Below are 20,373 nucleotides of genomic sequence, written 5' to 3'. Positions count from 1 at the left end.
CGCGTGATTGTATCCATTGCAGGAGTAAGGCCATGAAGAGGCTGTTGTCTTCGCTGATGTTTTTGACCGCGGTCGCGGCGCCCGCGCTGGCTCAGACGCCTGGCGGAACGCTGGCCAAGATCAAGGATGCTGGTGAGATCCGGCTCGGCCATCGCGACGTGTCGGTCCCCTTCTCCTATCTCGACGACAACCAGAAGCCGGTCGGCTTCGCGATGGATCTGTGCGCGCGGATCGTCGATGCGGTGAAGGACGAACTGAAGCTCCCGACGCTTCAGACCAGGCTGCAGCCGATCCAGCTCAGCACGCAGATCCCGCTGATCGAAAACGGAACCATCGACATCGTCTGCGGTCCCGCCACCAACACGCTGGAGCGCCAGAAGGTGGTGGCGTTCAGCAACACCATTTTCGTTTCGAGCATCCGCGCTGTCGTCCGGAAAGACGCACCGATCAAGACGTTCGAGGATCTCAAGGACAGGCCGGTTGCGCTGACCACCGGCTCGACGTCGATCACCTTGCTGCTGGCACGCAGCCAGGAGAAGAAGTTTGAGGTCAAGCAAGTGCTGTCGCCGGACCACGCCGCGTCGTTCCTCGCGCTCACCACCGGCCGCAGCGACGCCTTCGTGATGGACGACATCCTGCTCGCGGGGCTGATCGCGAGCAGCCAGACGCCGGATAATTGGCGGATCATCGATGACAGTCTGCGGACCGAGCCCTACGGGCTGATCATCCGCAAAGGCGATCCAGACTTCAAGGCGCTGGTCGACAAAACACTCGGCGCGATCATGAAGAACGGTCAGTTTGCAGAACTCTATGCGAAATGGTTCACGAAGCCCATTCCGCCGAAGAACGTGAACCTGAACTTCCCGATGCCGGCGCCGCTCAAGGATGCGGTCGCCAATCCCAACGACAGGGGCGTGTGATCGGTCCGTCGCCGATCAATGCGACATCAGCGTTGGGACCGTCATGGCCTCCAGCATGGCGCGGGTGACGCCGCCGAGGAAGCGTTCCTGCAACCGCGAGTGGCCGTAGCCGCCCATGACCAGGAGATCGAGGCTCTCGTCGGCGGCCAGCGACAGGATGGTCGGCTGGATGTCGGCGCGCGCGGCCGACAGGTTGACCGTGCGGGTCGACAACCCGCGCCGGCCGAGATGTCTTGCCAGATGGCTTGCCGAGACCGCGTCGGGAACGGTATCCGTTTCGTTGATCGTGATGATCACAATCTCCTCGGCGCGGGCCAGCAAGGGAGCGGCGTCGCGCATCGCGCGGGCGGCGAGGCGGCTGCCGTCCCAGCAGATGCCGATCCGGTTCGCCCTGAATGACCCACGAAAGGTGTAGGGCAGGAACAGTACTGGTCCGCCCGCCTGGAACAGGATCTCGCCGGGCATATCATTGTCGAATGAGCCGTGCGCCGGATCGGGCTGCAGCACGATGCTGAGATCGTGGAGCCGCGCCATCTCGCCGAGCGAGCCGGTTGCATCCGCCGGGATTGCGCCGAGCGGGTGGCAGGTGCACGAGATGCCGGCGCTCCTGGCTTCGCTCTGAAATATCGCCAAGGCGGCCTCGGCCCGCTCCACCGCGCGCTCGCGCTCCATCTCGAACACGGCCGCTACGGCGGCACCGCCGTCCAGGACGTAGGCAGTGCTACTCGCGACGTACCCGACGGCGACCGCGTCGATGTGTGCGTTGAGTCTCGCCGCGAGCGAGATCGAGCCGTCGATCACCACGCGCATCGGGCGCTCGGTCGGGATATGGACGAGGATGTCTTTGTACATGGCGCGCCTCCGATGGGCATCATCCGGTGGCCGTAGTCTATCACTGCGCACGGGGCCTGCGTTGAGCTGCGTCAATGTGCAGCCCTGATTTTCGGCCGGGCCGCTGGCCGCGGCAACTTTGCCAAGATTTAATCGGACGGACGGGACGCCGTAAGGTGACGATGTCCATGTTGGGTGCAAGGCGACTTACCCAACATGGACATTTCGACATGAACGACCGCGTCAATTCCGACACCACCACGTCCCGCAAGATATTGAGGCCGCGCCGGCTTGCGCTGCTGGGCACCGTGGCCGCGCTTGGCGTGGCCGTGCTGGCTGCCTCTCCCGCTTCGTCGCAGTTCGGTCTGAACTCCTTCGTCGGGCCGGCCCAGGCCGCGGAAGGCGCCGCGACCCCGCCGGGCTTCGGCGATCTCGTCAGCAAGGTCAAACCCGCCGTCATCTCGGTGCGGGTCAAGATCGACCAGGACAACGACAAGAGCGCGATGCTGCAACAGAACCGGATGGATTCGGACGAGGATTCGCCGTTCGACCAGTTTTCGCGACAGTTCGGCTTCCGCGGCCCCGGTGGCATGAACGGCATGCCGCGCCAGCGCCACCAGATGATCACGGGCGAAGGTTCCGGCTTCTTCATCTCCGCCGACGGCTATGCCGTGACCAACAACCACGTCGTCGATCACGCCGAGTCGGTGCAGGTGACCATGGACGACGGCACGAGCTACACAGCGAAGGTGGTCGGCACCGATCCGAAGACCGATCTCGCGCTGATCAAGGTCGATGGCAAGAAGGACTTCCCGTTCGTCAAATTCTCCGACCAGAAGCCGCGGATCGGCGACTGGGTGGTCGCGGTCGGCAATCCCTTCGGCCTCGGCGGCACCGTCACCGCCGGCATCGTCTCGGCCAACGGTCGCGACATCGGCAACGGTCCCTATGACGACTTCATCCAGATCGACGCGCCGATCAACAAGGGCAATTCCGGCGGTCCGGCCTTCGACATGAACGGCAACGTGATCGGCGTGAACACCGCGATCTTCTCACCCTCCGGCGGTTCGGTCGGTATCGGCTTCGACATTCCGGCTTCGACCGCGAAGCTCGTCGTCGCGCAGTTGAAGGACAAGGGCTCGGTCACCCGCGGCTGGCTCGGTGTGCAGGTGCAGCCGGTGAGCGCCGAGATCGCCGACAGTCTCGGCCTCAAGGAGGCGCGCGGCGCGATCGTCGACAACCCGCAGGACGGCAGCCCCGCGGCGAAGGCCGGCATCGAGGCTGGCGATGTCATCACCGCCGTCAACGGTACCGCGATCAAGGACTCCCGCGATCTCGCCCGCACCATTGCCACCCTGGCGCCGGGCACCTCCGTGAAGCTCGACGTCTTCCACAAAGGCGCGAGCAAGACGGTGACACTCGCCCTCGGCGAGTTGCCGAACGAGCGACAGGCCAAGGCCGGCGAGGGCAAGGCGCAGTCGAACACCGGCACGCCCCGCCTCGGTCTCAGCCTGGCGCCGGCCGGCGACGTCCAGGGCGCGGGCCAGAAGGGCGTCGTCGTTACCGAGGTCGATCCGCAGGGACCGGCCGCGCAGCGCGGCATCCAGACCGGCGACGTCATCCTCAATGTCGGCGGCAAGGCCGTCACCAATGTCGGCGACGTGCGCTCGGAGCTGGCGCAGGCCAAGTCGTCCGGCAAGAGCAGCGTGCTGTTGCAGGTGAAGAATGCGGAGACGACCCGATTCGTCGCGGTACCGCTGGCGTAAGCCGCGCGCTTCCTGCGGCAAACTCAAAAGGCGGCCCGCGGGCCGCCTTTTTCGTGCACGGCTGGAAGATTCCCACAGACGCCGATAACATTCTCGTTAACGGCAGCGTTGATGACGGGTTCGTCCGAAAAAGCCGCGTTCGCTCGTCACAGTTCGGAATCGCGTGTTGTGCTTTGGCGGCAATGAAGACGCCAGAGCGATTTGCTAGAGTGGAACCTCGAACGCCCGGCCGTCTTGTGGAACCTGGCGTTCGCATTTGATCGGTGCCGACATGGATCGATTGAAGCTCTCGCTGAGGCGTGCGCTGCTCGTGGCGCCAATCGTGCTGACGACCGGAAGCGCTCTGGGGCGCGACGATGGCCGCTACGCCAACTCGCCCCTAAAACCCTGGTTCGACAGTTTGCGCAGCAATCTCGGGCCGTGCTGCTCGGATGCAGATGGCTTTGCTGTATCCGACCCCGACTGGGAATCGCACGATGGGCACTATCGCGTGCGGCTCGATGGACAGTGGGTGGACGTGCCTGATGAGGCCGTCATCACCGAGCCAAACCGGGCTGGCCACACCATGGTGTGGCCAGTGAAGACTGCGTTCGGAATTTCGATCCGCTGCTTCATGCCGGGCAGCATGATCTGACGCAGTTCGGCGTTACCTCTTGCTGGATTTGCGCTTCGAGGTCTTCTTCGAAGTTTTCCGGGTCGTCTTCCTGGCCTTCTTCTTCTTGGATGTCTTCCGCTTCGAGGCCTTCTTCGGGACCTTCTTGCCCTTCGCGCGCGCTTCCGACAGGCCGATTGCAATCGCCTGCTTGCGACTCTTCACGCGTCCGCCACGACCGCCGGGGCCGCTTTTCGCGGTGCCCTTCTTGTAACGGCGCATCTCGCGTTCGACGTCACTGCCGGCGCTGCGTGAATAGCGGCGTTTCTTTGCCTTGCGTGCCATCAACTCTCTCCCTTGGCCCGGGGAAAGAACCGTATCACTGACCCAACGTTCCAAATGCGCTGGCCGCGCTCCTCAGAAGGAGTTCGCCAACTCGATCTCGTCTTCCAGCGCTCGAATGCGACGCGCCGCCTCCGTGAAGGACAGAGCCCGATCGTATTGAGTGGGCTGATAGGCCTCCTCGCTCAGCCGCTTCAGCCTCAGCCCCTGCGCTCTCGTCATCTGCTCCGTGAGGAAAACCTTGGCGTCGTATTTACCCTGAACCTGCATCTGGCCTCTCCATCTCAAATCGTGACTTGACTATATGTTCTTATTTTGTTCTAACAAGCCATGGACAACAGAATTAATGAAATTCGACGCAAAATCAGCGCCTTGAGGCTCGAAATGGCCGATATTGAGGTGTCCGTGCGCGACCTCGTCGATCGCGATCTCGACTGCACAGAAAAGGCCCTGGCGCAGATGAATCTGCGCCGGAAAATCAACCTGCTGATCGGCGAATGGAAGGCGGCCGGTGGCGGCGATGTCTTGCCTGACGTCCGCGACCGGGTGCGCCTTCGTCCTGCAACGACATCCGGCAGTCCCTTGCGCGTGATCGCGCGCCGCTGAGAATTTTGGGAGCGTGCGGTGGAGGAAGACCCGGACACGTACCGGATTCTAAAACTGCGCGCCGAAATTCTCGAACTCGGCTCCGCTATCCGGCAATTGCAGCGCGAGGGTCTCGATGATGCCGCAGCCCAGCTCCTGATCGCACGCAAGCGTGCACGGCTCGAGCATCTTGTGAAGGCGATTGCCACGGGACGGCCGCTCTAGCGATGTGGCGCTAAAGGGATTCCCGATCCAGCCCCAAAGCAAAAGGCCCCGCGTCGCCGCGAGGCCTTGATTGTCGGCCAGAGGTCACTTGGTGTTGCTCATGCCGCCCTTGTTGTTCGTCATGGTGCCGCCCTGATCGGAGCCGGGGCCAGAACCACCTTGACCGGAGGGATCAGCACCCTTGGAGGACTTGGTATTGGCGCCTGTGGTCTGCGACGACGACATCGAGGATCCGTGCTTGGCCTTATGCGACTTGGCCTGCGCGGCGAACGGCGCGGCGGCGAGGCCGGTTGCCAACATCACGGTAAGAGCGAGCTTAGTGGCTTTCATGCGCGGGAACTCCCTGGGTTAAATTGACGCAGGCAGCCAACCGCCATTTGCGGCAGGAGTTCCGAACGAAAGCACCTGCTGCGTGTCACGCGTGCTTCAAAATTCCTTGTCTTCGGCGAGGATGAACACGACGCCTGTGAGCGTCGCGCCGATCGCGAACGTCGTTACCAGTGTGACGACGAAGACAACGGCGGCTGAATATCCGCCGTGGTTCAGCAAATTTGCGACCGCCGGATTGGACAGGACGAGGACGAGACCGAAGGCAAGGCCGAGGGCTGCGCCCATCATCGCATGCGTCATCAGCTTGATGACGCCGGTCGGAGAGATGAGGCTCGGCGACTTTTTTACGCGCATGGAACCGCCCCACGGTATGGCATAAAACGCGCGCGACGAGTGCGGGTTCCATTCTCATGAAGATTTCGTCATGCCCCGCTTCATCCAGCGTTCATGCCGGTCCTGCGAGGATGAAGGCCATCAACACGGGAACATTCGATATGGGTAAGGTCGTCTTTCTCTATCGCTCGCTGGCCTATCGCAACGCAGCTGCGGACATTCTGCGCAAGGCGCGCAAGCTGCCGCGCGGCGCCGAGCGGAGCGCAGCCCGCCGTTACGCGCGGGCGCTACGTGATCTTTCGCAAACGGAAGCCTGGCTCGAAGGACGTATCGCTGACGAGCCGCAGCCGATGCGGCGATTGAGGGTCGTCGGCGCGCGCTAACCCGAGGCCCGCTGACGGGCTTCGGAGGAAGCCGCGTCGAACTTGTTTGTGGCTGCAGCCTTCCGCGTCAGCGGCACCTCAAGGCGGCACAACAGGCCTTCGGCACGCCAGTCGAATTCCGCCTGCCCGCCCAGTTGCGATTCCACACTGGCAAGCAGACTCCGCGTGCCGAAACCGCGGGATTTCGGCGTCCTCACCAGCGGACCGCCCGTTTCATCCCAGGTCAGCGTGAGATGGTCGTCCTCGACCTGCCAGCCGATCGCGAGACGCCCCGATCGTGTCGACAGCGCGCCGTACTTCGCCGAGTTGGTGAAGAGCTCATGCAGCGCCAGCGCCAGCGTCTGCGCGGTCGCTGGCATCAGCTGAACCTCCGGACCCGCAAGCTTGATCTGGCCGCCGAGCGAGTAGGGCGCAAGCTCCTCGTCGATCAGCCTGGAGAGCTCGGCACCCTGCCAGCTCGACAGCGACAGGATCGTGTGCACGCGCGCTAATGCATTGATGCGCCCCTCGACCGCGTTGACGTAGGCCTTGACCCCGTCGGCACGGGTGAGGCGCACGATCGACTGCGCCAGCGCCAGCGCGTTCTTGGCGCGATGATCGACCTCGCGCGCCAGCAGATTTTGTCTCTCTTCCGCGCGTTTGCGTTCGGTGATGTCCACGGTGACGCCGCTCACGCGCACCACGCGGCCGCCCTGGTCCACCGTCGCGGCTGCCGTGCCGACGCACCATCGCACCTCGCCATCGGGCCGGTTGACGCGAAACTCGCCTTCATAGGCGTGCGCGCCGGTATTGAACGCGGCAATCGCCTGGCTGAACTGGTCGACGTCGTCAGGGTGCAGCAGCGCCTGGATGTTGGCTGAGGTGACATTGAAGGTCTCCGGCGTCACGCCGAAGATGCGGTACTGGCCTTCGTCCCACATCCAGTCGCCGTTGACCCAGTCCCAGTCCCAGGATCCCATCTTGCCGGCGGCGATCGCCATGCTGCGCCGCTCTTCGCTCTCGCGCAGCTTTGCGGTGGAATTCTCCAGCTCGGCCGTGCGTGCGCGAACGCGGTCCTCGAGATCCTGGTTCAGCCGTTCGAGCTCGCGCGTCTTGCGATAGAGTTCGGCAAATACCTTGACCTTCGCGCGCAGCACCTCGGGCACGACCGGAACTGGGACGTAGTCGACGGCGCCCATCTCGTAGCCGCGCAAGCGGTCGATGTCGCTGACCTGGATAGCCGAGATGAAGATCATCGCGGTCTTCTGGAACCGCGGATGCTCGCGGATCATCGCAGCCAGCTCGAAGCCGTCGAGCTCGGGCATGCAGACGTCGACCAGGATCACCGAGATCTCGGTCTTGAGCAGCACCTCCAGCGCCTCGCGGCCCGACGAGGCGATCACGAGGTTCTCGCCGAGATCCTTCAAGATCACCTCATAGGCGAGCAGCTTGGCCGGCTGGTCGTCGACGAGGAGGATGTTGACCTTTTCGTGGTCCATTCGCGGATCCAAACTCAACGGTGCAGCCACATGCGGATCGCAAGCAGCAATTGATCGGTATTGACGGGTTTGGCGAGGTAGTCGGACGCGCCGGCTTCCAGGCATTTTTCGCGGTCGCCCTTCATCGCCTTGGCGGTCAACGCGATGATCGGAAGGCGAGCGAAGGCCGGATTCTCGCGAATGACGCCGATGGTCTGATAGCCGTCCATCTGCGGCATCATGATGTCCATCAGCACGATGGCGATTTCCGGATTGGATTTGACCAGCGTCACCGCCTCGCGGCCGGTCGTCGCCGTCAGCACTTTCATGCCGCGCCGTTCCAGCACGCTCGACAGCGCGAAGATGTTCCGGGCGTCGTCGTCGACGAGCAGGGCGGTCTTGCCGATCAGGTCCTCGTCGGAGCTGTTCAGCTTCTCCAGCATACGCTGCTTCTCGACCGGCAGTTCCGTGATCACGCGATGCAGGAACAACGCGGTCTCGTCGAGCAGGCGCTCCGGCGACTCCACACCCTTCACCACGATGCTGCGCGCCATGGTGTGGAGCTCGGCGTCCTCTTCCGCCGACAGCTCGCGGCCGGTGAAGACCACGACTGGAACGTTCGACAGTGCCTCGTCGCTGCGGATCTGGTCCAGCACCTCGAAGCCGCTCATGTCGGGCAGCCGCAGGTCGAGCACCACGCAATCGCAGGGTGCCTCGCGCAGCGTCGAGAGCGCGCCGGCGCCGGTGTCCGTCGTCACGATCTCGATGTCGTCGTGATGCAGCAGCTCGCGGATCGAGAGCTGCTCGGCCTCGTTGTCCTCGACGATCAGGAGCCGCTTGCGCCGCGGCCGCGCATATTCCTTGATCTGCGTCAGCGCAGCCGCCACGCCCTCGGTCGTGGTCGGCTTGTTGACGAAGGAGAAAGCGCCGCGCGCCAGCGCATGCTGGCGGTCCTCGTCGAGCGTGATGATCTGCACGGGGATGTGGCGGGTCAGCGGATTGTGCTTGAGTTGGCTGAGCACGGTCCAGCCCAGCATGTCCGGCAGGAACACGTCGAGCGAGACGGCCCGCGGCTGGTACTGCTTCGCAAGCTCCAGCGCCTCCGCGCCGCGCGCGGCGACCAGGACCTTGAAGCCCTTGTCGCGGGCGAGATCGACCAGCACGCGCGCATAATGCGGATCGTCCTCGACGATGAGCAAGATGGTGTCACCGGGTTCGAGACTGAGCCTGTCGTCGGCAATCTGCTCGATGATGCGCTGCTGCTCCGGCGCGGCCGGCTGCAATGCCGGTGGCTGACCATACTGATGCGGCGCGGGCGCGCGCGGCGCGAGCGTCGGGCCGGAATATTTCAATGGCAGATAGAGCGTGAAGGACGACCCCTTGCCGGGCGCGCTGCGCAGGTGGATCTCGCCGCCGAGCAGGCTTGCGAGCTCGCGGCTGATCGCAAGCCCGAGGCCGGTGCCGCCGTATTTGCGGCTGGTGCCGGCGTCCGCCTGCTGGAATGCCTCGAAGATCAGCTTCTGCTTCTCCAGGGGAATGCCGATGCCGGTGTCGGACACTTCGAACGCGATCACCGCCGGCGCGGAGTTCAGCACCGGGTGATCCGTGCCCCAGCCGCCGACCGCGGCGGCGACCTTCAGGCGGACTTCGCCTTCGGCGGTGAACTTGAAGGCGTTGGACAGCAGGTTCTTCAGGACCTGTTGCAGGCGCTTGGAGTCGGTGACGATGCTGCGCGCGAGGTTCGGGTCGACGTCGATCTTGAACGACAGGTTGCGGTTCTCCGCCTCGTGCCGGAACGGACGGCCGACGGTCTCGAGCAGGTTCGCGGTCAGAATCTCCTCGGCGTCGACCGTCACCGTGCCGGACTCGATCTTGGAGAGGTCGAGAATGTCGCTGATGAGGTTGAGCAGGTCGGTACCGGCGCCGTGGATGGTGCGGGCGAATTCGACCTGCTTGCCGGTAAGATTGCCGTCGGGATTGTCGGTGAGCTGCTGGCCCAGGATCAGGATCGAGTTCAGCGGCGTACGCAGCTCGTGGCTCATATTGGCGAGGAATTCGGACTTGTACTTCGAGGTCAGCGCGAGCTCGGTCGCCTTTTCCTCGAGTGCGCGGCGGGCCTGCTCGATTTCCTGGTTCTTGCGCTCGACCTCGACGTTGCGCTCGGCGAGCTGCTGCGCCTTCTGCTCGAGCTGGTCGTTGGTCTGCTGCAACTCGCGCTGCTGGGTCTGCAGCTCGCCGGCGAGCTGCTGCGACTGCTTGAGCAGGCCCTCGGTCTGCATCGTCGCCTCGATCGAGTTGAGCACGATGCCGATGGAGTCGGTGAGCTGCTCCAGGAACGTCATCTGTGACGTCGTGAACGAGGTGAGCGAGGCGAGCTCGATCACGGCCTTGACCTGGCCTTCGAACAGCACCGGCAACACGACGAGGTTCTTCGGCGCGACGCGGAACAGCGCCGAGTTGATCGGCACCACGTCGGCTGGAATGTCGGCGATCACGCGCGGGCGCTTGTCCAGTGCACACTGACCGATCAGGCCGTCGCCGAACGGCAGCACGCGCTGATACGGATAAACGCCGTCGCCTGCATAGGAGGCGAGCAGCAGAAGCTGCGGACTGTCCTCGTTCTCGACCTGGTAGATCACGCCGGTATGGGCGTTCACCAGCGGCGACAGTTCGGTCAGCAGCAACCGGCCGACGGTGGTGAGATCGCGCTGGCCCTGGAGCATGTTGGTGAATTTGGCGAGGTTGGTCTTCAGCCAGTCCTGCTCGGTGTTCACATCCGTCGTGAGACGGAGATTCGTGATCATCGTGTTGATGTTGTCTTTCAGCTCGGCGACTTCGCCGCGGGCGTCGACCTGGATCGAGCGCGTCAGGTCGCCCTTGGTCACGGCGGTCGCGACTTCCGCGATCGCGCGCACCTGCGAAGTGAGGTTGGCCGCGAGCAGGTTGACGTTACCCGTCAGATCTTTCCAGGTGCCGGCGGCGCCGGGCACGTCGGCCTGGCCGCCCAGTCGTCCCTCGACGCCGACCTCGCGCGCCACCGACGTCACCTGGTCGGCGAAGGTTGCGAGCGTCTCGGTCATGTTGTTGATGGTGTCGGCGAGTGCCGCGACCTCGCCCTTCGACTTCACCGTGAGGTTCTGCTTGAGGTCGCCGTTGGCGACGGCGGTCACGACCTTGACGATGCCGCGGACCTGCTCGGTCAGGTTCGCCGCCATGAAGTTGACGGTGTCGGTGAGGTCCTTCCAGGTGCCGGCGACGCCGGGCACCTGGGCCTGGCCGCCGAGCTCGCCTTCGGTGCCGACCTCGCGCGCCACGCGGGTGACTTCGCCGGCAAACGCGTTGAGCTGATCGACCATCGTGTTGATGGTGTTCTTCAGCTCGAGGATTTCGCCCTTCACGTCCACGGTGATCTTGCGGGACAAGTCGCCGCGCGCGACGGCGGTCGTGACTTCGGCGATGTTGCGGACCTGCGTGGTGAGGTTCGCGGCCAGCAGGTTGACGTTGTCGGTGAGATCCTTCCAGGTGCCGCCGACGCCGGGCACGACGGCCTGACCGCCGAGCCGGCCCTCGGTGCCGACCTCGCGCGCCACGCGGGTCACTTCGGCGGCGAACGAGCGGAGCTGCTCCACCATCGTATTCAGGGTGTCCTTGAGCAGCAGGATCTCGCCGCGCACGTCCACCGTGATCTTCTTCGACAGGTCGCCACCGGCGATCGCGGTCGCGACCTCGGCGATGTTGCGGACCTGGGCCGTCAGGTTCGAGGCCATGAAGTTGACGTTGTCGGTAAGATCCTTCCAGGTGCCGGCGACGCCGGGCACTTCGGCCTGGCCGCCGAGCTTGCCTTCCGTGCCGACCTCGCGCGCGACGCGGGTGACTTCGCCGGCAAAACCGTTGAGCTGGTCCACCATGGTGTTGATGGTGTTCTTGAGCTCGAGGATCTCGCCCTTCACGTCGACGGTGATCTTGCGCGACAGGTCGCCGCGCGCCACGGCGGTGGTCACTTCCGCGATGTTGCGGACCTGGGCGGTGAGGTTGCCCGCCATCGAGTTCACGCTATCGGTGAGATCCTTCCAGGTGCCGGCGACGCCGGGCACGTTGGCCTGACCGCCGAGGCGCCCTTCGGTGCCGACCTCGCGCGCCACGCGCGTCACCTCGCCCGCGAAGCGGTTGAGCTGGTCGACCATCGTGTTCAGGGTGTCCTTGAGCTGAAGGATCTCGCCGTGGACGTCCACCGTGATCTTGCGCGACAGGTCGCCGCCGGCGATGGCGGTCGCGACCTCGGCGATGTTGCGGACCTGGGCGGTGAGGTTGCCCGCCATCGAGTTCACGTTGTCGGTGAGATCTTTCCAGGTGCCGGCGACGCCCGTCACCTGAGCCTGCCCGCCGAGCTTGCCTTCCGTGCCGACCTCGCGCGCCACGCGCGTGACTTCGCCGGCGAAGGCGTTGAGCTGGTCGACCATGGTGTTGAGCGTTTCCTTCAACTGAAGGATTTCGCCCGAGACGTTCACGGTGATCTTCTTCGACAGGTCGCCCTTGGCGACTGCGGTCGCGACTTCGGCGATGTTACGGACCTGGCCGGTCAGGTTCGAGGCCATCGAGTTGACGGAGTCGGTGAGGTCCTTCCAGGTGCCGGCGACGCCGCGCACCTGGGCCTGGCCGCCGAGCTTGCCTTCGGTGCCGACCTCGCGCGCCACGCGGGTGACCTCGCCGGCGAAGGCGTTGAGCTGGTCCACCATCGTATTGATGGTGTCCTTCAGCTCCAGAATTTCGCCGCGCACGTCCACCGTGATCTTCTTCGACAAGTCGCCGCCGGCGACCGCCGTCGTCACCTCGGCGATGTTACGAACCTGTGCGGTCAGGTTCGAGGCCATCGAGTTGACGCTTTCCGTCAAGTCCTTCCAGGTGCCGGCGACGCCGAGCACGTTGGCCTGGCCGCCCAGCCGTCCCTCGGTGCCGACCTCGCGCGCAACGCGCGTCACTTCGCCGGCGAAGGCATTGAGCTGGTCGACCATGGTGTTGAGCGTTTCCTTCAACTGAAGGATTTCGCCCGACACGTTCACCGTAATCTTCTTCGACAAGTCGCCGCCCGCGATGGCGGTCGCGACGTCGGCGATGTTGCGGACCTGCGCCGTCAGGTTCGACGCCATGAAGTTGACGTTGTCGGTGAGGTCCTTCCAGGTACCGGCGACGCCGGGCACCTGGGCCTGGCCGCCGAGCTTGCCTTCGGTGCCGACCTCGCGCGCGACACGCGTCACTTCGGAGGCGAAGGAGTTGAGCTGGTCCACCATGGTGTTGATGGTGTCCTTCAGCTCCAGGATCTCGCCACGCACGTCCACCGTGATCTTGCGGGACAGGTCGCCGCGCGCCACGGCGGTCGTCACGTTGGCGATGTTGCGGACCTGTGCGGTGAGGTTGCCGCACATCGCGTTCACGGAGTCGGTGAGGTCCTTCCAGGTGCCGGCGACGCCGGGCACGATCGCCTGACCGCCGAGCTTGCCGTCGGTGCCGACCTCGCGCGCCACGCGCGTCACTTCGGAGGCGAAGGAGCGGAGCTGGTCCACCATCGTGTTGATGGCTTCCTTGAGCTGAAGGATCTCGCCGCGGACGTCGACGGTGATCTTCTTGGACAAGTCGCCGTTGGCGACCGCGATCGTCACCTCGGCGATGTTGCGAACCTGGTTGGTCAGGTTGTTCGCCATCGAGTTGACGCTCTCGGTCAGGTCCTTCCAGACGCCGGTCACCTCCGGCACCTGGGCCTGGCCGCCGAGCTTGCCCTCGGTGCCGACCTCGCGCGCCACGCGCGTCACCTCGGAGGTGAACACGCCGAGCTGCTTGATCATGGTGTTGACGATGGTCGCCGACTGCAGGAATTCGCCGCGCAAGGGGCGGCCATCGACGTCCAGCTTGACGGTCTGGAGCAGGTCGCCCTGCGCCACCGCCGCGACCGCGCGCGTCACTTCGCGCGTCGGCCACAGGAGGTCGTCGATCAGCGTGTTGACGGAGCCTTCCATGTCGGCCCAGGAGCCGCTCGCGAGGCCAAACTTCACGCGCTGGCGGGTCTTGCCTTCGCGCCCGACGACCTGACCGACCAGCTCGAGCTGCTGTGCCATGCGCTGGTTGGCGGCGATGATTTCATTAAAAGTGTCGGCGATCTTGCCGTCGATCCCGAGATAGTCCCCGCTCATCCGCACCGAAAAATCGCCGCTGCGCATGGCCTGCAAGGCAAGCAGCAGCTCCGGTCGGGAATCCGGATCCGACGTACCGTTGGTTTTTGGCTTTGGGACGCGACGACCGGAGCGTGATGCAGTTCCGGGATCGAGGTCGCTCATACTGATTCCCCCGCGGCGTCGACCGAATCCAAGGCGTGACGCAATTGTCAAAATAGAGCGTCAGCCAAATTCGAAATCAAGCGCCAACGTTATGACGCGCCGAATTGGAACCTGCCGTGCTCAGCCCGGAGAAAGTAACGACGAAGATTGTCAATGGTTCCATCCGGTTCAGAAAAAGGCCGCCTGAGCGCCGGCATTTGGCCGGCACCAGTACTCCCAGCCGGCCGAGGAACGGAGGACCAGCCTCGAGGTTAGCCCGCGAACCCAGGGAGACCGCATATGAGAGCCGCGTTGGCCGTCTTGATCATCACATGGTTTGCCGCCGGATCAGCGCTGGCCCAGGCCGGTGCGCCCAGCGGGCGCGGGGCTGTGACCGGCGACCCCGCCGCAAGCTCCGCCACGCCACACGCGGATTCGCAGACGACGGGGACCGCAACCAGATCGAACCCAAGCGGCAGCGGCACCTCGACCTCGGGCGGCAAGGACGACAATGGCGATGCCGGCCGGGACAAGATGCCCGAGAGTAACCGCACGGTGCGGCCGGAGAACCAGCAGCATCATCCGGAAGACAAATAGGGCTGCTATTTGTCCGCCATGGTGCGCTCCGCATCTTTCACCTGCGAGCGCAGCATCGGCAATTGCTCGCGCGCGAAGGCGGCGAGCGCGGGATTGTCGGGCGCTTTCAGATAGCGCTCGAGCAGGCTGATGACGGATTCATATTCGGGGATTTGCGCGGCATAGAAGCTTCTGACGTAAGTTGGTTCATCCGCATCTTCGGGCTCGACGAGGCTTGCGCTCACTGACGTCGTCTTGCCGGCATGCGGCTCCGCACCGATCGCGTCCTGAATCTGCTTCAGGGTCTTGTCGCGCTTGCCTGCCTCTTCGGCGCGCAGGGCCGCGAGATTTTTCATCTCCGCATTGCCTTTCAGGTCGGTGCTCTCCAGCAGGCCCTGCTGGAAACGGCTGAAGGTGTAGAGACCGGTGATGACATCGGTTGCGTTCGGCATGCGGTCGCCGGCCGTTCGCGCACCAGTGCTGTCGGCGAACGCCGAGGTGCTGATGAACGCCAGGACTATCGCGACGAGTATCCTCATGCATCTCCAATGACCAACAGCGTGCGAAGTTCCCTGGCGTTACGATCCGTTAAGGGCGGTTGCGGAGCGAGAGTTCCGTCCCCAGATCTTCGCGATGAAACAGTCTGACATCTTCAGGGATAATGCCGACAACTGCCTTCAGCTCGCCGAGCGCGCGGACGGGCAGCCCGCCCACAATCGTTATTTGCGCATGGCGGATGCCTGGACGGCACTGGCGAAAGAGCAGGACTGGCTGGACGGTGAAATTCCGCCCGTAAAGGTCCGCGTCCTCCAAACGCAGGATGCGTGAGCGCGCTCATTTTCGTGAATCTGCGTGTGAGACCGCTCACGGAATGCAAGCGACCAATCCAGGATCATCCACGAACAGTCGATCGCGTTGGTTTTTGATTCCAGAAGGAGGTTTTGCAATGGCTCCACGTCTGGCTCTTCTTTCGCTCATTCTCGCCTTTGGCGTCTCGGTCGCGTTCGCGACGGTGACGACGGTGCGGCAGGTGCATCTGGAGAATGCATCGGCGGCAACCCACGCCACACATAGTTAGCGTTGTGGAGCCTCTCGCGCTGGAACATTCGTTGTGCCAGCGCGTAACTGCTTCGAGACATCAGAAGAAGCGAGAGGATATCATGGCGCATTCCGACCACGGCATCATCAAGGACAAGCGCGCCGAGGAGCAGCCGCGCGACAAAGAACGCGCGCAGACCGTGCACAAGACGGACCCGAAAGGTTCGTCGTCGCGCGAAGCGACGCGTGATCCCAAGCTGAATGACGACAGCAAGACGCCGGGCTCCGGCATGACGCCGGATGATTCCGGCGCAGCGCCGAGCGGGTAGAGCTGCTCGAACGGTGGAAGATTTTTCGCGCGGAACGAATCCCCGCGCGAAGCGTCGACAAGCTGCTTCCGGTTGTCATACCCCCGGTGAGCCGGAAGCAATCTCCAAGGACGGCCCTGGCACCCACCGTGCCGGGGCCGTTTGCTTATCGATGGCCTCTATGGATCGGTTTCGTTGCCGCTTTCGGGATCGCGTTGAGTGTGTCCCTCGGGGCCGCGGCCCAACACGCCGAAGCTGCTCGATTTCACACCGGCTTCCGCGTCCACGCCCAGGGTTGCCAGTCCGAACTTGAGGAGTTCGCGGACCGCTGCCGCCCGCGTCGGCATGCGATGTTTGAACCGGAAATCGTCAACAGCAGCCAGCTCTTCCGGCGAGAGCATGACTTGGAGGCGCTCGGCGCGAAGGTCGTTCATGTTGAGCACTCAGATTGAGCAAGTTGAGTAGATTACTCAATGAACTAACTCCCCAAGAGTTCCACAAGAGTCGCCAAAATCCCCAAATGAGTAAAAATATACAATAAAATCAATGGGTTATTATTGAAACAACTCCGCCGATGGCGCATTCTCTTGCAGAGGGAGATAGGCCATGACGGAGGAAGTCAGGTTACCTCGCAGGCTTTCCGAGGAGCCCGAGGCGCCCAAGCCGGTGCGTCCGAGCCACCAGAAGGTCATCGATCAAGTCGAGCGCTGGGCCAACAGCTCAGGGCTGCAACCACCGAGGACGGAAGATGCGAAGACGGTCTGAGCCGCATACATTCGAACAACGTCTCAAAGCAGAGAAGCTGCGGCTCGAGCACGAGTTGTCGGGCTTGCCGGATGGACAGCAGCGCGATTCTGTTATGGCGCGCATCGATCAGCTTCAGACCGCTGCCGCGATGCATGATTTCCTGATGCTACCGGAGGCCGCGGCCGTTCGCTGATCGCGCCTGGCGCCCGTGTTCCTCGCGGCGAGAGGTGATGCGAAGCTTCCGCCTCAGCCACCACGCCGACACCGAAACCATGGCCCAGGCCAGAATGGCGGTGGCGAACGCGCCGACGATGCTTGCTGACACCATGCCGTAGAACACGGCCGCGAACGCCGCGAGGCCGATGCTTCCGAGGCCAGCGCCGGCGGCGTCCAGCGCCGCCGCCTGCTGCCCGCGTCTTCGTCCGCTGAAACCGGCCTTCTCCTTGGCGCGGCGCTCATGGCTTTCGATCAGCGTTGCGCTGGCGCAGAAGATGGCGGGGAGGGCGAGAAAGAGCCCGCCGGCCGAGACGCCGAAGCGCGCGCCCATGATGCCCGCGAAAACCGTCGCCAGTCCGCCGAGCAGGAAGCGAATGCCGTATTCGTACCAGCGCGTTCGCTTGAGCGCCGAGGATGACAGCTCGATCAGCATCAGGCGGCACCTCCAAGACCCGCTAGCAGGCCGAAGGCGACTGCAAGCCATACGGCAAAAGCGACAATGGTGGCGGGCAGCGCCGCGAGCCGAAATCTCATCAGGAGATGGCAGACGGCGAGGCTGTAGCAGGCGAGGGCGACCGCGCCGTAGATCATGGTCCAGCTTTCGGCCGCAGCGTATTGCGGGCCGTGCTGAACGACCGCGATGCCGAGCGTGGCGAGCGCGACCGACGGCGCGGCGCCAAGGAGGCCGCCAAAGCTCTTGGGCTTGAGCATGTCGCCGAGGATTGCGAAGGCGGATACGATCACGCCGCCGGCGATGAAGCGCACGACATACTCGGTCATGATCTTACCCGCCGGCTTTGGGCCCCGAGCCGCGGCTTCGCCAATGACCACGGCCTCAGTAATCGCTCGATGACGATACCGAGGGTGAAGCCGACGACGACGTCGCTGGCCCAGTGCGCGAGCAGTGCCACGCGCGTCAATGACAGCGACACGGCGATGGAGCGGACGAGACGGCGGCGGGCCGGTGGCAGCAGGCCGGCTGCTGATGCCAGCGCGCCCATATGCATGGCGTGGCCCGACGGGAATGCGTCGCGGGACCGCCCGGAGAACGGAACACCGCGGCGATGGCCTCGCACAGTCAGTCGGTCGGGCCTGACCTGATCGAATGCCGATTTGAGGAGGTGCGGCAGGATCGCTGTCATCAGCGATACCGCCAGAATGTGATTGGCCGCGCGGCGCTCTTCGGCAGGTTGAAGCCGGCCGTAGAGCCAGCCTGACGCGGCGAGGGCAAGCAGCACATGCTCGTCCGCGCCCCAGGTCAGCGCCTCGGCGATCTCCTCGAGCTCTACATTGGTGTGATCCGCGATCTCGTTCGCGATCGCGACATCGATCCGCGTTGGTTTGACTGTTACGAGCGCCATCGGTCTACGGTTGGCGAAACGATCTCCATGACAGTTTTGTAAAGCCAAGGGCCGACGATAGTTCCTCGGCCGAAGCGTTACGGCTGTCCCGATCCGCCCGCGGAGCCATACACCTGGCCCGTCGCATAGCTCGCATCGGCCGCGGCAAGCTGCACATAGATCGAAGCGAGCTCGGCGGGCTGGCCGGGGCGACCGAGCGGCGTCATGCCGCCGAACTTCTCGAGCTTCTCCATCGTGGCGCCGCCGGAGACCTGGAGCGGCGTCCAGATCGGTCCCGGCGCGACGCCGTTGACGCGAATGCCCTTCGAAGCGAGCTGCTTCGCCAGCGACTTCACGTAGTTCATCGTCGCGGCCTTGGTCTGTGCATAATCGTAGAGGTCCGCCGAGGGATCGTAAGCCTGCTCCGACGTCGTGCCGATGATGCATGAGCCCGGCTTGAGATGCGGCATCGCTGCCTTGATGATCCAGAACGGCGCGTAGATGTTGGTCTTCATGGTCGCATCGAAGTCTTCCGACGAGACGTCGAGGATCGACGCGCGCGTCTGCTGCCGTGCCGCGTTGTTGACGAGGATGTCGAGCCCGCCGAGGTCTTGCACAGTCTGCTCGACCAGCTTCTTGCAGAACGCTTCATCCTTGAGATCTCCGGGGATCGCAAGCCCGGTGCGCCCCTCCTTCCTGATCAGCGCGATCACTTCCTGCGCGTCGGGCTCTTCCGCCGGCAGATAGTTGATGGCGACGTCGGCGCCCTCGCGCGCATAGGCGATCGCGGCCGCGCGGCCCATGCCGGAATCGCCGCCGGTGATCAGCGCCTTCCGGCCGGCGAGCCGGCCGGAGCCCTTGTAGCTGCTCTCGCCATGGTCCGGCCGCGGCTCCATCTTGCCGGCAAGCCCTGGCCAGGGCTGTGACTGCTTCTTGAACGGCGGCTTCGGATAGCGGGTGACGGGATCGATCAGGTCGTGCTCGGCCATCTCTGGGTTTCCTTTCGCTGACGAAGACGCCAGCGAAGCCGTAGCGAGCGTTGCGCTCGCCGCGTGAACGACGTGCCGGCGGGATACGGAAGCCTTGCCTTGATGCGCCATGGTGGTCTCCGCAACCGTGCGATCTCAACGAGCGGAGAGGAGCAATCGTTGCTAATATGAGAACGTCGGTGACGCCGGCGTCCTCATGCGATGATTTACTTGGACTGCCCGACGCTAGGCGCCTTGCCGAGCTCCTTGGCCATATCGAGATGATGCTTGAGTGCCGGCAGCGTCTTGCCGGCCCAATCCTTCAGCGCCGAATTGTCGCCGCCCTTGGCGTAGCGCTCGAACAGCGAGACCGCGTCCTCGTGCGCGCTGACCTGGTAGGAATTGTAGTCCGAGCTGAAATCCTTGCCCCAGGCGCCCTTGAGCTTGTCGAGCTTGCTCTGGTGCGAACTGTCGAGCGCCGTCGGCAGGGTCGCCTGCACCTTGCCGTCGCCGACGAGGCCCTTGAGCTCGCTGCTGGTCTTGGTGTGGTCGGTCACCATTTGCTGCGCGAAGGATTTCTCCTGCGCGGTGCCCTTCTGCCCGGCGAGCTTGCTCGATTCGATCTCGAACATGTCGCTGGTGGCGACCTCCTTGACGAAGTCGGCGGTAGCTGGCGCGACGCCGAGCACCGAGTTGATGCCGGTCTTCTCGCCGAGCGACTGGGCGAGCGCGGGGCCTGCGAGAAGCACGCCAGCAAAGGCGATGACGGCACGTTTCATGGTCGGTCCTCCGGATTGGCGGCACGGCCGCTTGCTGCGCGGGTCTTTGCGCCAACACCGCGCCGGGACCGAGGTTCCTAGTCCGTCGGATTGCGACCGGTGCGCGGATTGATCGGATCGGTCGGCTTGCGCCGCAGTCTCTCAGGCAGGAACGTTTCTGTCGGCGAGGCCGACGGATCGGCGCGCACATCGGCGTGTCGCTGCGCCCGCTCATGCGGGGTCTGGTTGGTGTTGATCTGCCGCTTGACGTCGACCCCGTCGACGGGATCGTTGATGCCGTGCTGGATATCGCGGAAATCGCTCATGCTTCACCTCACGCCAGGTTTCCT

Annotated in this window: 26 protein-coding genes; 11 read left to right on the top strand and 15 right to left on the bottom strand. The window is 64.1% G+C overall.

The annotated features are described in order from the left end of the window. Window positions 1-32 precede the first annotated feature (32 nt). Window positions 33-920, top strand: coding sequence for a transporter substrate-binding domain-containing protein (locus JQ627_RS26895; RefSeq protein ID WP_212487110.1), 888 nt, complete (start codon window positions 33-35; stop codon window positions 918-920). 15 nt (window positions 921-935) lie between these two features. Here the strand turns inward: JQ627_RS26895 and JQ627_RS26890 are convergent, their stop codons facing one another. Then, the gene (locus JQ627_RS26890; protein ID WP_212487109.1) at window positions 936-1,772 is read right to left on the bottom strand and encodes a universal stress protein; all 837 of its coding nucleotides are present in this window, start codon (window positions 1,770-1,772) and stop codon (window positions 936-938) included. A gap of 209 nt (window positions 1,773-1,981) precedes the next feature. On the opposite strand from JQ627_RS26890, the gene JQ627_RS26885 reads away from it, so the two are divergent. Next, window positions 1,982-3,517, top strand: coding sequence for a Do family serine endopeptidase (locus JQ627_RS26885; protein WP_212487108.1), 1,536 nt, complete (start codon window positions 1,982-1,984; stop codon window positions 3,515-3,517). Window positions 3,518-3,788: 271 nt separating this feature from the next. Next, window positions 3,789-4,151 carry a hypothetical protein gene (locus JQ627_RS26880; RefSeq protein ID WP_212487107.1) on the top strand — a complete coding sequence of 121 codons (363 nt, stop codon included), beginning with the start codon at window positions 3,789-3,791 and terminating at the stop codon, window positions 4,149-4,151. Between the two features lie 12 nt (window positions 4,152-4,163). Here the strand turns inward: JQ627_RS26880 and JQ627_RS26875 are convergent, their stop codons facing one another. Both JQ627_RS26875 and JQ627_RS26870 read right to left on the bottom strand, forming a co-directional pair. Beyond that, window positions 4,164-4,454: a DUF6496 domain-containing protein gene (locus JQ627_RS26875; protein ID WP_212487106.1), complete on the bottom strand. Its 291-nt coding sequence runs from the start codon at window positions 4,452-4,454 to the stop codon at window positions 4,164-4,166. Between the two features lie 72 nt (window positions 4,455-4,526). After that, complete coding sequence (locus JQ627_RS26870) at window positions 4,527-4,721, bottom strand: DUF3072 domain-containing protein (protein ID WP_212487105.1); 195 nt, start codon at window positions 4,719-4,721, stop codon at window positions 4,527-4,529. A 114-nt stretch (window positions 4,722-4,835) separates the two neighbouring features. Between JQ627_RS26870 and JQ627_RS26865 the strand changes: the two genes are divergently transcribed. Beyond that, window positions 4,836-5,057 carry a hypothetical protein gene (locus tag JQ627_RS26865; RefSeq protein WP_212487103.1) on the top strand — a complete coding sequence of 74 codons (222 nt, stop codon included), beginning with the start codon at window positions 4,836-4,838 and terminating at the stop codon, window positions 5,055-5,057. An 18-nt stretch (window positions 5,058-5,075) separates the two neighbouring features. Next, complete coding sequence (locus JQ627_RS26860; RefSeq protein ID WP_212487101.1) at window positions 5,076-5,261, top strand: hypothetical protein; 186 nt, start codon at window positions 5,076-5,078, stop codon at window positions 5,259-5,261. A gap of 84 nt (window positions 5,262-5,345) precedes the next feature. Here the strand turns inward: JQ627_RS26860 and JQ627_RS26855 are convergent, their stop codons facing one another. Continuing rightward, window positions 5,346-5,591 (bottom strand): hypothetical protein, encoded by a 246-nt coding sequence (locus tag JQ627_RS26855; RefSeq protein ID WP_212487100.1) that lies wholly within the window; start codon window positions 5,589-5,591, stop codon window positions 5,346-5,348. Window positions 5,592-5,687: 96 nt separating this feature from the next. After that, complete coding sequence (locus tag JQ627_RS26850; protein WP_212487098.1) at window positions 5,688-5,945, bottom strand: hypothetical protein; 258 nt, start codon at window positions 5,943-5,945, stop codon at window positions 5,688-5,690. Between the two features lie 140 nt (window positions 5,946-6,085). Here JQ627_RS26850 and JQ627_RS26845 point away from each other — a divergent pair, with 140 nt between their 5' ends. Continuing rightward, entirely contained in the window at window positions 6,086-6,307 is a 222-nt protein-coding gene (locus JQ627_RS26845) for a hypothetical protein (protein ID WP_212487096.1), read from the top strand. Here JQ627_RS26845 and JQ627_RS26840 read toward each other — a convergent pair. Further along, window positions 6,304-7,785 (bottom strand): HWE histidine kinase domain-containing protein, encoded by a 1,482-nt coding sequence (locus tag JQ627_RS26840; RefSeq protein ID WP_212487094.1) that lies wholly within the window; start codon window positions 7,783-7,785, stop codon window positions 6,304-6,306. The genes JQ627_RS26845 and JQ627_RS26840 overlap by 4 nt on opposite strands. Before the next feature lie 14 nt (window positions 7,786-7,799). After that, window positions 7,800-14,093 (bottom strand): HAMP domain-containing protein, encoded by a 6,294-nt coding sequence (locus JQ627_RS26835; protein WP_212487092.1) that lies wholly within the window; start codon window positions 14,091-14,093, stop codon window positions 7,800-7,802. A 279-nt stretch (window positions 14,094-14,372) separates the two neighbouring features. Between JQ627_RS26835 and JQ627_RS26830 the strand changes: the two genes are divergently transcribed. Beyond that, entirely contained in the window at window positions 14,373-14,669 is a 297-nt protein-coding gene (locus JQ627_RS26830) for a hypothetical protein (protein ID WP_212487090.1), read from the top strand. Between the two features lie 5 nt (window positions 14,670-14,674). Here the strand turns inward: JQ627_RS26830 and JQ627_RS26825 are convergent, their stop codons facing one another. After that, window positions 14,675-15,187, bottom strand: coding sequence for a DUF4142 domain-containing protein (locus JQ627_RS26825; RefSeq protein ID WP_212487088.1), 513 nt, complete (start codon window positions 15,185-15,187; stop codon window positions 14,675-14,677). Between the two features lie 94 nt (window positions 15,188-15,281). On the opposite strand from JQ627_RS26825, the gene JQ627_RS26820 reads away from it, so the two are divergent. From JQ627_RS26820 to JQ627_RS26815, 3 genes are all read left to right on the top strand, one after another. Next, on the top strand, window positions 15,282-15,476 hold the full coding sequence (locus JQ627_RS26820; protein WP_212487086.1) for a hypothetical protein: 195 nt from the start codon (window positions 15,282-15,284) through the stop codon (window positions 15,474-15,476). A gap of 118 nt (window positions 15,477-15,594) precedes the next feature. Next, a complete protein-coding gene (locus tag JQ627_RS39545; protein ID WP_283817138.1) occupies window positions 15,595-15,726 on the top strand; it encodes a hypothetical protein in 132 nt (43 codons plus the stop codon). A gap of 82 nt (window positions 15,727-15,808) precedes the next feature. Beyond that, window positions 15,809-16,015, top strand: coding sequence for a hypothetical protein (locus JQ627_RS26815; RefSeq protein ID WP_212487084.1), 207 nt, complete (start codon window positions 15,809-15,811; stop codon window positions 16,013-16,015). A gap of 158 nt (window positions 16,016-16,173) precedes the next feature. Here JQ627_RS26815 and JQ627_RS26810 read toward each other — a convergent pair whose 3' ends face one another. Then, a complete protein-coding gene (locus JQ627_RS26810; RefSeq protein WP_212487082.1) occupies window positions 16,174-16,428 on the bottom strand; it encodes a hypothetical protein in 255 nt (84 codons plus the stop codon). A 172-nt stretch (window positions 16,429-16,600) separates the two neighbouring features. On the opposite strand from JQ627_RS26810, the gene JQ627_RS26805 reads away from it, so the two are divergent. Further along, window positions 16,601-16,759, top strand: coding sequence for a hypothetical protein (locus JQ627_RS26805; protein ID WP_212487080.1), 159 nt, complete (start codon window positions 16,601-16,603; stop codon window positions 16,757-16,759). Between the two features lie 148 nt (window positions 16,760-16,907). On the opposite strand, the gene JQ627_RS26800 is transcribed toward JQ627_RS26805, so the two are convergent. The 6 genes from JQ627_RS26800 to JQ627_RS26775 form a co-directional block, all read right to left on the bottom strand. Further along, window positions 16,908-17,390 (bottom strand): hypothetical protein, encoded by a 483-nt coding sequence (locus JQ627_RS26800; protein WP_212487078.1) that lies wholly within the window; start codon window positions 17,388-17,390, stop codon window positions 16,908-16,910. After that, window positions 17,390-17,737 carry a DUF3147 family protein gene (locus JQ627_RS26795; RefSeq protein WP_212487077.1) on the bottom strand — a complete coding sequence of 116 codons (348 nt, stop codon included), beginning with the start codon at window positions 17,735-17,737 and terminating at the stop codon, window positions 17,390-17,392. The genes JQ627_RS26800 and JQ627_RS26795 overlap by 1 nt, the downstream gene beginning before the upstream one ends. Continuing rightward, window positions 17,734-18,318 carry a phosphatase PAP2 family protein gene (locus JQ627_RS26790; RefSeq protein ID WP_212487075.1) on the bottom strand — a complete coding sequence of 195 codons (585 nt, stop codon included), beginning with the start codon at window positions 18,316-18,318 and terminating at the stop codon, window positions 17,734-17,736. Before JQ627_RS26790 ends, JQ627_RS26795 begins: the two co-directional genes overlap by 4 nt. A gap of 77 nt (window positions 18,319-18,395) precedes the next feature. Beyond that, window positions 18,396-19,286: an SDR family oxidoreductase gene (locus JQ627_RS26785; RefSeq protein ID WP_212487073.1), complete on the bottom strand. Its 891-nt coding sequence runs from the start codon at window positions 19,284-19,286 to the stop codon at window positions 18,396-18,398. A gap of 206 nt (window positions 19,287-19,492) precedes the next feature. After that, entirely contained in the window at window positions 19,493-20,044 is a 552-nt protein-coding gene (locus tag JQ627_RS26780; protein WP_212487071.1) for a DUF4142 domain-containing protein, read from the bottom strand. 77 nt (window positions 20,045-20,121) lie between these two features. Beyond that, complete coding sequence (locus JQ627_RS26775) at window positions 20,122-20,349, bottom strand: hypothetical protein (protein ID WP_212487069.1); 228 nt, start codon at window positions 20,347-20,349, stop codon at window positions 20,122-20,124. Window positions 20,350-20,373: the final 24 nt, after the last annotated feature.

Origin of the sequence: Bradyrhizobium liaoningense (assembly GCF_018130785.1) — a bacterium.
In the GTDB taxonomy this organism is placed as follows: domain Bacteria; phylum Pseudomonadota; class Alphaproteobacteria; order Rhizobiales; family Xanthobacteraceae; genus Bradyrhizobium; species Bradyrhizobium liaoningense_A.
This window is presented reverse-complemented; position numbering and strand designations above follow the sequence as displayed.

What these genes read in the sequence shown, in the direction of transcription:
- JQ627_RS26875 (WP_212487106.1), bottom strand. Translation starts at nt 4,454, where the DNA reads ATGGCACGCAAGGCAAAGAAACGCCGCTATTCACGCAGCGCCGGCAGT.
- JQ627_RS26800 (WP_212487078.1), bottom strand. Translation starts at nt 17,390, where the DNA reads ATGCTGATCGAGCTGTCATCCTCGGCGCTCAAGCGAACGCGCTGGTAC.
- JQ627_RS26810 (WP_212487082.1), bottom strand. Translation starts at nt 16,428, where the DNA reads ATGAACGACCTTCGCGCCGAGCGCCTCCAAGTCATGCTCTCGCCGGAA.
- JQ627_RS26795 (WP_212487077.1), bottom strand. Translation starts at nt 17,737, where the DNA reads ATGACCGAGTATGTCGTGCGCTTCATCGCCGGCGGCGTGATCGTATCC.
- JQ627_RS26880 (WP_212487107.1), top strand. Translation starts at nt 3,789, where the DNA reads ATGGATCGATTGAAGCTCTCGCTGAGGCGTGCGCTGCTCGTGGCGCCA.
- JQ627_RS26825 (WP_212487088.1), bottom strand. Translation starts at nt 15,187, where the DNA reads ATGAGGATACTCGTCGCGATAGTCCTGGCGTTCATCAGCACCTCGGCG.
- JQ627_RS26820 (WP_212487086.1), top strand. Translation starts at nt 15,282, where the DNA reads ATGAAACAGTCTGACATCTTCAGGGATAATGCCGACAACTGCCTTCAG.
- JQ627_RS26830 (WP_212487090.1), top strand. Translation starts at nt 14,373, where the DNA reads ATGAGAGCCGCGTTGGCCGTCTTGATCATCACATGGTTTGCCGCCGGA.
- JQ627_RS26895 (WP_212487110.1), top strand. Translation starts at nt 33, where the DNA reads ATGAAGAGGCTGTTGTCTTCGCTGATGTTTTTGACCGCGGTCGCGGCG.
- JQ627_RS26855 (WP_212487100.1), bottom strand. Translation starts at nt 5,591, where the DNA reads ATGAAAGCCACTAAGCTCGCTCTTACCGTGATGTTGGCAACCGGCCTC.
- JQ627_RS26885 (WP_212487108.1), top strand. Translation starts at nt 1,982, where the DNA reads ATGAACGACCGCGTCAATTCCGACACCACCACGTCCCGCAAGATATTG.
- JQ627_RS26845 (WP_212487096.1), top strand. Translation starts at nt 6,086, where the DNA reads ATGGGTAAGGTCGTCTTTCTCTATCGCTCGCTGGCCTATCGCAACGCA.
- JQ627_RS26790 (WP_212487075.1), bottom strand. Translation starts at nt 18,318, where the DNA reads ATGGCGCTCGTAACAGTCAAACCAACGCGGATCGATGTCGCGATCGCG.
- JQ627_RS26805 (WP_212487080.1), top strand. Translation starts at nt 16,601, where the DNA reads ATGACGGAGGAAGTCAGGTTACCTCGCAGGCTTTCCGAGGAGCCCGAG.
- JQ627_RS26815 (WP_212487084.1), top strand. Translation starts at nt 15,809, where the DNA reads ATGGCGCATTCCGACCACGGCATCATCAAGGACAAGCGCGCCGAGGAG.
- JQ627_RS26865 (WP_212487103.1), top strand. Translation starts at nt 4,836, where the DNA reads ATGGCCGATATTGAGGTGTCCGTGCGCGACCTCGTCGATCGCGATCTC.
- JQ627_RS39545 (WP_283817138.1), top strand. Translation starts at nt 15,595, where the DNA reads ATGGCTCCACGTCTGGCTCTTCTTTCGCTCATTCTCGCCTTTGGCGTC.
- JQ627_RS26890 (WP_212487109.1), bottom strand. Translation starts at nt 1,772, where the DNA reads ATGTACAAAGACATCCTCGTCCATATCCCGACCGAGCGCCCGATGCGC.
- JQ627_RS26785 (WP_212487073.1), bottom strand. Translation starts at nt 19,286, where the DNA reads ATGGCCGAGCACGACCTGATCGATCCCGTCACCCGCTATCCGAAGCCG.
- JQ627_RS26780 (WP_212487071.1), bottom strand. Translation starts at nt 20,044, where the DNA reads ATGAAACGTGCCGTCATCGCCTTTGCTGGCGTGCTTCTCGCAGGCCCC.
- JQ627_RS26840 (WP_212487094.1), bottom strand. Translation starts at nt 7,785, where the DNA reads ATGGACCACGAAAAGGTCAACATCCTCCTCGTCGACGACCAGCCGGCC.
- JQ627_RS26870 (WP_212487105.1), bottom strand. Translation starts at nt 4,721, where the DNA reads ATGCAGGTTCAGGGTAAATACGACGCCAAGGTTTTCCTCACGGAGCAG.
- JQ627_RS26850 (WP_212487098.1), bottom strand. Translation starts at nt 5,945, where the DNA reads ATGCGCGTAAAAAAGTCGCCGAGCCTCATCTCTCCGACCGGCGTCATC.
- JQ627_RS26775 (WP_212487069.1), bottom strand. Translation starts at nt 20,349, where the DNA reads ATGAGCGATTTCCGCGATATCCAGCACGGCATCAACGATCCCGTCGAC.
- JQ627_RS26835 (WP_212487092.1), bottom strand. Translation starts at nt 14,093, where the DNA reads ATGAGCGACCTCGATCCCGGAACTGCATCACGCTCCGGTCGTCGCGTC.